The following is a 7,738-nucleotide window of genomic DNA, read 5'->3' on the forward strand; positions in this document are numbered from 1 at the left end:
CCACGGCGCCTGCGCCGCGGCCGGGCCGAGCGCGCGGTCGACCGCGCGGCTCAGTGCGACCAGCGCCGGCCACGGCGTTGCGCGCACCGGCACGGTAATCGCGATGGCCAGCGCGCCGAAGTCGTAGAAGTTCGCGCTGACCGCGCAGTCCACCGTCTCGCCGTCCAGCTCCAGGCGCATTCCCGGCAATGGCAGGATCAGCGGCGGATTGCCGAACGTGACGGCCTTGTCCGGCGTCGCGGCGAGCCGCGCGCGGCTGCCGGCGCCGCCTTGCTCGCTCGTGCAGAGTGCTTCGAGCCGGCTCAGGTCCGTCGCGTACGCGATGTCGAACAGGCGCTGCACGACTATGCTGCCCTGGCGCACGATGACGTCGTCGTCAGCTGGCGGAATGGACTGCGTCATGCCTGCTCCCCGTATCGCGCGGCGCGGCGGATCGCCGGACGCCTGCGGATGCACTATGCACCGGCCGCGGTAACGCACCTGTGACAGCGGTTGCGGCTGCTGCGAGTCGCGGCGAGGTCCGGCGGCCGAGTGCGCCGCCGGTGCGGATTTCCCGGCCGGGCCGCGAGTCAGCGCACCTCGACGTCGACCCAGAGCCCGTCGCCGCCGGGTGCGACGCGCTGCAGCGCGCCGTTGGCCTTGCGGAAGCGCGCATCGACGGTTCCGCTGCGGAGCCAGGCGTCGTCTGCGCGGATCACGCGGCCGTCGGCGCGCCGCTCCAGATCGGCCAGAATGCCGTGGAAGGGCATCTCGCCCCATTTCACGCGCTTGGCGTCGACCTCGTTGGTCGGCACGAACGCGGCGAGATCGGGATCGTTCATGAGCTGCAGGCCCTTGCTCTTGGCCGTAGCGTTCTGGCTGCCGTGATGGCCGACCTTGTAGTAGACGACGCGCGACAGCAGCTCGGGGCCGGTGACGGCCGCGCCGTCCACGTCCCATTTCAGGTCCTGCCAGCTCAGCCAGTTGCCGATCTGCGCGTCGGCGGCGAACAGCAGCACGCGGCCGCTGTCGGCGAACTCGAACGCGAGCACGAGACTCGAATTGTTCGTGCGGTCGTCGAGCTGCATCGCGAGATCGGCGCTCGCGCCGAGCCAGTCGCCGTCGATGCGCCGCCAGCGCTGATCCGTCGCCGCCGCGCTGCCTTCGGCCGCATAGAGGTCGCGGACGAGCCGGCGCAGCGCCGCCTCGTCGCCGTCGGCCGCTTCGCCGCTGCCGATCGCGTCGTCGAGCGCGAGGCCGAGGTTCGGATCGAACGGCGCGAGGGTGTCGACGGCGCAGATGTCGTCGGGGCCCAGCGTCCGTTCGAGCGAGGCCGCGGCGGCCGCGGCCATGTACATCTCGCTCGCGCGTTCGCGGATCGAGAAGAAGTTCGTGTCGCGCGGCGGCCCGAGCACGTAGATGCGCAGATTGCCGAGTCCTTCGGGCTGCAGCGGCGCCGACGACGGTTCGAGGTAGCGGATGCCCTCGGTGTTCAGCGCCGCACCGGCGTCACGTGCGGCGCGGACTTTCTCGCCCTTGGCGCCGAACTGGAAGCCGAGCAGCGCCTGCAGGCCGTCGCGCACGCCGCTCATGTTGTCGTCGAGCGAGCGCAGGCCGTCCAGGCGCAGGCTGGCGCGCTGCAGCGCGGCGAGCGCCTTGCCCTTGAATTCGTCGAATTCGCGCGCCTGCTTGTCGCGCGGATTCTCGGTCCAGGCCATCCAGACCTCGCCGACTTCGATGCCGGCGAAGTGTTCGGCCGCGGTCGAGAAGCCGGAGACGTGATCCCAGTGCTCGTGCGTGATCACGAGCACATCGATGCGCTGCGTCACGGTCGCGATGTCGGCGACGATCGCATCCATGGTCTCGCCGGCGTTCGGCACCGAGCTGTGCAGGCCGCAGTCGATCAGCAGGTGCCAGGGGCTGCCGTCGTCCTTGTCGAAACGCAGCAGATGGCAGTCGCCGATGCCCTGGCAATAGTGGCGGATGAAGACCGGCGCCGCGCTGCCGCGTCGTGAGGCTGCCTTTCGTGCCGCGCCGCGCCGCGTCGTCGCGGCTTTCTTCGCGGCGGTCTTTTTCGCCGCCTTTTTTGCTACCGCCTTCTTCGCGACCGCGTTCTTCGTCGCGGTCCTGCCGTCGGCCGCCGTCTTCGCGGCAGCTTTCCTTGCCGCGGCCTTCGTCGCGAACGTCCCGCCGGCCGCGCTCTTGCGCGCCGTGGTCTTCTTCGCCGCCGCCGTGCGCGTCGCGCGGCGGCGCGCGGTCGCGGCCGCAGACCGGCGCGGCGTTTCACTGCGCTCATTCATTGTCCTGTCCTCGATAGCCCGCATGCAGCAGCGCGAACGGTTCGCGCAGCTCGCGGCCGAAATACAGCTCGCGCAGCGCCAGACCGGTCGCCCCGCCGGCGTAGCGGCGCTGGCGTTCGAGCCGTCCGGTGCTGCCGCAGTGCTTGACGATGCAGTAGCGGATCGCCTCCTGGTTCTCGCGCGGGTCGACGATCAAGGTCGCGCCGCCGCGGAACCAGAACCAGCCGTTGGCGAGGTCCTTGCCGTCCAGCGGCACGGGCCGGCGCTGGTTCAGCACGATGACGACGTCGGTGCGGAACGAGCCGTCGGGCGTGACGCGCCGCGCCGGGCGCACGCTGTGGACCTCGAAGTTCGTGTGCCCGGCCTTGCCGGCTGCGGGGACGATGCGGCCGGCATCGTCGAATTTCGGCAGGTCGGGCAGCAGGCCGAGTTCGCCGCAGAGCGCCGGATTCTTCGTGATGGCCGCATCGAGCACGCGCCAGAGCGCGCGCGTGTTGCGCTTGTTCAGTTCGTAGATCGCGCTGCGGTCGAGATCGAGGTCCCATTTCAGATCGACGTCGCGCAGCGCCTCGACGAGCCAGGCCGGCCGCGGAGCGTACGGCGTGTTCCAGGCCAGGGTTTCCTGCGACACCGTGCGCACGTCGCGCGGCACGATGCCGCGGCGGCGGAACGCTTCCATGAACGCCGTGCGATAGGAGCGCGCGTCGTCGGTGACGATGTCCATGTCGGCGGTGATCAGCGCGCGCAGGTATTCGCCGAACGTGATGTCGACCGGCGGGCAGTAGTCCAGCGCGCGGATGCAGATGTGCAGCACCTGGCGCGCGACCTTGCAGGTCTCGTGGGTCAGCCGGCCGACGAGGTCCGGATGCAGGTGGCCCTGCGGCAGCACGCCGCTGCCGGCCGTCGCGATGCGGATCAGCGAATCGGTGCGCCGCGCGACGATGCGCAGGAACGCCTCGTAGACCGCGAAGACCAGCACCGAGCCGAGGTCGTGGGATTCCAGGGTCTCGGCGTAGCGCAGCTTCTGCCCGGCTTCGCCGGTGTAGTTGCGCAGCGGGCCGCTGCGGCTGGTGCCTTCGCCGAACTGGCGCGCGAGACCGCCGAGCAGCTCGGCCGCCGACAGATTGCCGCGCGAGCGCGCGATCTCGAAGCGCACGAGTTCGGTCACGGTGAAATGCTGGAACAGCGCGACGATGTCGGCGAACGCTTCGTGGAACGCCGTGACGTCGGGATTGGACGCTTCCTGGAAACGCCGGTGCAGGCCGTCGAGCAGCGCGTGCGACATCTCGTGCGCTATGACGTCGCTCGACAGGCACGTGAACACCGTCGAGCCGGGCGCGGTCGCGTCGCCGTCGCGCGAGTCGGCCGGGAAATAGCCGAACAGCAGCGCGACCTTTTCCGGGCTGTAGTAGGCGTTGTCGGCGCGCAGCGCATGCGGGTAGATGCGCAGGCGGCGCACTTCGCGGTACTCGGTCTTGCCGCCGCTGCTCGTGCGCTGGCGCGCCCACAAGGCGCGGCGCCCGAGCGCGCGCTCGAAGTGGCCTATCGTCGTCATCGCGACCGCATAGACCATCTGCTGATGGAACTGCGGATTGCCTTCCGACGGCGCCCAGCCGTCCTGCGCCAGCAGGACCGGATCGTTCAGATCGACCGGGTCGTAGGCCTTGTTCGAGGCCGGGTCGACGTCGACGACCTCGAGGTATTCGCCGACCGGGCCGGGCTGCAGCGGCCGTTCGCTGCCGTGGTCCCACGGCAGGCGCAGCACGGTCTCGTTGACGTCGGCGAAATCCAGGCTTTTAGCGATGCTCGGGTCCAGCGCGTAGACGCGCAGGCGGCGCTGCGGCAGCGGCGGCTTGCGCAGCTCCCGCAGCGGCGGCGGCGAGGGCGGTCTGGCGTCGTCGTCCAGGCGCACGGCGACGCGGCCGAGCCGGCGTTCGAGCAGCCGGCGCAGCGGCTGCGACGGATTGCCCTGGTCCAGCGCGGCTTCGAGATACCGGTTGATCGCGGCCGGCGGTATGTCCTTCGGCGCGCGCTCGGGATCGACGATGGCCTGCTCCACGGCTGCATGGCGCTGCGCCATCTGGGTCAGCTCGAGTTCGAGCATGGCCTGCTGCGCCGCCGGCGCGGCGAGGCTGACCCCGCCGCTGCCGAAGATCAGGTTCAGGAAGCTCCACGACGATTCGGCCGGCGGCAGGCGGGTCAATGTCTCGGCCGCGGCCGGCGCGATCGCCAGCGCATCGAGTGCGCGCAGCACGCCCTGGCCGATCTTCCTGCGCGTCTCCGCCGCGTTCATGCGCGGCGTGGTCTTGCCCGCGGCCGCGAACAGCGCCCGGCGCACGGCTTCGACGCGCATCCAGGGCTGCGGATACTGCTGTACGCGGTCGAGATGCTGCGCGAGCCACAGCGCGCAGGCCGCGGCGATCTGCGGCGTCGCGGCCGAGGTGCCGGCACCGTCCATGTCGACGATGTTCGCGCAGCCGAGCTGGGCCCAGGGCACGTTCGGCGTGTACGCGCCGAGCGCGGTATCCATCTTCTCGTCGGGACCGAAGTTGCCCTGCATCGTGACGCCGCCGAGTTCCGCATAGGCGCGGCCGTTGGCCATGACGCCGCAGGCCGCGAGCACACGCCGCCAGCGCGCCGGAAACACGATGGTCTTCGGCGTCGGCGTATGCGCGAAGTTGTTGCCGCCGGCCGTGACCATGACCAGGCCGCGTTCGTAGGCGAGGTTGATCGCGTCGGCCAGCGCGCTCGAGGCGAGACCGCCCATGCTCATCGACAGCACGTGGGCTTCTTTCTCGACCGCATAGCCGAAGCCCTGCACGAGCGTGCCCGTGCTGAAGCGCACGACGCTGTCGGCGACGCGGATCGGAATGATCTGCGCCTGGGCGGCTGCGCCGACGAAGTCGCGGAAGCCTTCCCAGCCCGGCGCGCTGCCGTCGAGCCGGTTGCCGGCGAGCAGGCTCAGGGTGCCGGTGCCGTGGCCGCGATTGGAGACCACCGGCAGATGGCTGGACTGGTCCGACGCGTCGTCGGGCTTGCCGTCGCCCTTGACGAAATTGCGCTGCAGCGCGCGCTGCAGATGCAGCGGCAGCGTGCGATGGTCGGGATCGTAACCGGTGTCGAGATGGGCGATGCGGATCTTCGCGAGCTTGTCGCCGACGCGGGAGCGCGCCGCGGCGAGCTGGCTGAATGCATCGCCGAAATTCCAGGCGACGCCGTCGCCCCGGGCCTTGCCGCCGCCGTCGTCCTGGTCGTTGAAGCGGCAGGCTTCGGCGGCGGCGAGACCGGCCTTGGCCGTGACGTGGCCGGCATGCGCCCACTGCTGCGCGATGTCCGGCTCGACCGCGACCATGCCGCTGCCGGCGCCGGCTGCGAACGCCTGCGCCGCCGACCGGACCAGCGCATGCGCGCGGTCCCACGGATGTTCCGCGTCGCCGGTCGCGTCCATGCGCAGCCAGGTGGTTTCGGTTTCGGCGGCCAGGCCGCTGCCGGGCGAGGGTCGCGCCGGCAGGCTCAATATCGGTTCGGCTTCGGCGGCCGCGGCGCCGAACGCGTTGCGCGCGGCCTTCGATGCCTGACCCTTGCCGCGTACCTTGACCAGCAGTGCGTCGTTCATGGCGAGTCTCCGGCGAAGCGCGCGGCATCAGCCGGCGCCGGTGTCCGTTTCGGCCAATTCGGTGACTACGAGATCGAGCTGGCCGCTATTGTTCCAGAATGCGGCATATACGTCATTCGGAAAAACATACAGACGGCCGTCTCCGGGCGCCCGCCACGGCTCGCCGTCGCGCGTTTCGCGGGTCCAGGGCAGGGCGTGCGCGCGTACCGCGGCGCGCAGCGCGCCGTCGTCGGCACCGGCGGCCGCGATCACGCCGCACAGCGCGAACCAGGGCTGGTCCGGACAGAGCCGGCGGCGCTCGAACCAGCGCTGCAGGCCGCGCGAGGCATAGCCCTGGGCGTCGGTGACGATGAACCAGTCGCGCCAGGTGCGTGCCGCGGCGAGCGCGTAGCGGCGCCCGCCGGTCACGTCCATGACAGGTGTGAAATGCTGCCGCGCCGGCACGCGTAGACGCACTTGTCGTGTTGCGGCCGTTGCGATGGCGCTGTCCGGCATGGTCGTTGCCCGTGTCGTGAGGGAACATCGGGGGCGTCGGACATCGGCCCGGCGGTCCGCCGTGAGTCGACGGAGCAGCCGGTTGACCGACATCAGGCGCTATTCAGTGCGTCGGCCGGGCCGATTTTCTCACCCGGCCGTGGCACGCAGCCGCGGATCCAGCCAGCCGCGCAAGGCGTCGACCGCGCCGTTCACGAGAATGACCAGCGCGCCGGCCACGAGCACGACGCCGAGCACCAGCGTGTAGTCGCGATTGAGCGCGCCCTGCACGAAATAGCGGCCCACGCCCGGGATGCCGAAGATCTGCTCGACCACGGCCGAGCCGGTGATGACTGCGATCAGTGCAGGGCTCAGCCAGGCCGCGAGCGGCAGCGCCGCTGCAGGCAGCGCGTGCACGAGCAGCAGGCGCGCTTCGCCGTAGCCGCGCGCGCGCGCCGCGCGCAGCCAGTCGCTGGCCAGCGCCTCGCTCATGCTGCTGCGCGTCAGACGCGCGCACCAGGCCAGGTTCGGCAGCATCAGCGCGACCACCGGCAATACGCGGTAGCGCCAGTCGGCCGCGACCCAGCCGCCGGCCGGCAGCCAGTGCAGCTCGACTGCGAACAGCAGGATCAGCAGCGGCGCGATCACGAATTTCGGCAGGGCCTGCGCGGCCGCGCCGAGCAGCATCAGCGTGCGGTCGAGCGCGCCGCCTTCGCGTGCGGCGGCGAGCACGCCCATGGGCACGCCGAGCAGCAGCGCGAGCAGCAGTGCGAGTCCGCCGAGTCCGGCCGACACCGGCAGGCTGCGCGCGATCAGTTCGTTGACGGTGAAATCCGGGTACTGGAACGACGGCCCGAGATCGCCGCGCGCGACGTCGCCGAGATAGGCGAGGTATTGCCGTCCGAGGCTCAGGTCCAGGCGGTAACGCTGCGCGAGCTGGGCCTGCACGGCCGGCGGCGCGGCCTTCTCGCTGTCGAACGGTCCGCCCGGCGCCGCATGCAGCAGCAGGAAGCACAAGGTCACGAGCAGCCAGAGCGTGATCAGCGCGGCCAGCGCCGATCGGGCGAGACGGTGCAGCAGCGCGGCGGCGCCCGGCGCGGGACCGATCGGCGATCCGTCGCGGTCAGCCAAGGCGGCGCTCCCGGCGGTCTGCGCGGGTTGCGGGCAGGCTCATTGCGCCGCCCCAGCCGAATCCCACGCCATCCAGCGCGATGCATGGTGGTCGAGCGGATTCGTCTCGAAGCCGCGCAGTCGCGGGTCGACGAGGTGTTTGGACGTATAGAAGTAGATCGGCACGACCGCGTCGGCGGCGAGCAGGCGCGCTTCGGCCGCGGCGATCGCGTCGCGCCGCGCGGCGCCGGACGGCAGC

General features: G+C 71.1%; 5 protein-coding genes and 1 pseudogene. All 6 read right to left on the reverse strand.

Annotated elements, in window-relative coordinates:
- A pseudogene (locus tag NON22_RS17085) lies at positions 1-402 on the reverse strand (hypothetical protein); the annotation flags it as partial.
- 167 nt (positions 403-569) lie between these two features.
- Positions 570-2,279 (reverse strand): MBL fold metallo-hydrolase, encoded by a 1,710-nt coding sequence (locus NON22_RS17090; RefSeq protein ID WP_257388153.1) that lies wholly within the window; start codon positions 2,277-2,279, stop codon positions 570-572.
- A complete protein-coding gene (locus tag NON22_RS17095; protein WP_257388154.1) occupies positions 2,272-5,895 on the reverse strand; it encodes a S8 family serine peptidase in 3,624 nt (1,207 codons plus the stop codon). Before NON22_RS17095 ends, NON22_RS17090 begins: the two co-directional genes overlap by 8 nt.
- A 27-nt stretch (positions 5,896-5,922) precedes the next feature.
- The gene (locus tag NON22_RS17100) at positions 5,923-6,351 is read right to left on the reverse strand and encodes a hypothetical protein (RefSeq protein WP_257388155.1); all 429 of its coding nucleotides are present in this window, start codon (positions 6,349-6,351) and stop codon (positions 5,923-5,925) included.
- 168 nt (positions 6,352-6,519) lie between these two features.
- Positions 6,520-7,500 (reverse strand): ABC transporter permease subunit, encoded by a 981-nt coding sequence (locus NON22_RS17105; protein ID WP_257388156.1) that lies wholly within the window; start codon positions 7,498-7,500, stop codon positions 6,520-6,522.
- Positions 7,501-7,539: 39 nt separating this feature from the next.
- Positions 7,540-7,738 (reverse strand): hypothetical protein (locus NON22_RS17110; protein ID WP_257388157.1); only part of this gene is annotated, 199 nt, incomplete at its 5' end.

The organism is Tahibacter caeni (genome assembly GCF_024609805.1).
Lineage (GTDB): Bacteria > Pseudomonadota > Gammaproteobacteria > Xanthomonadales > Rhodanobacteraceae > Tahibacter > Tahibacter caeni.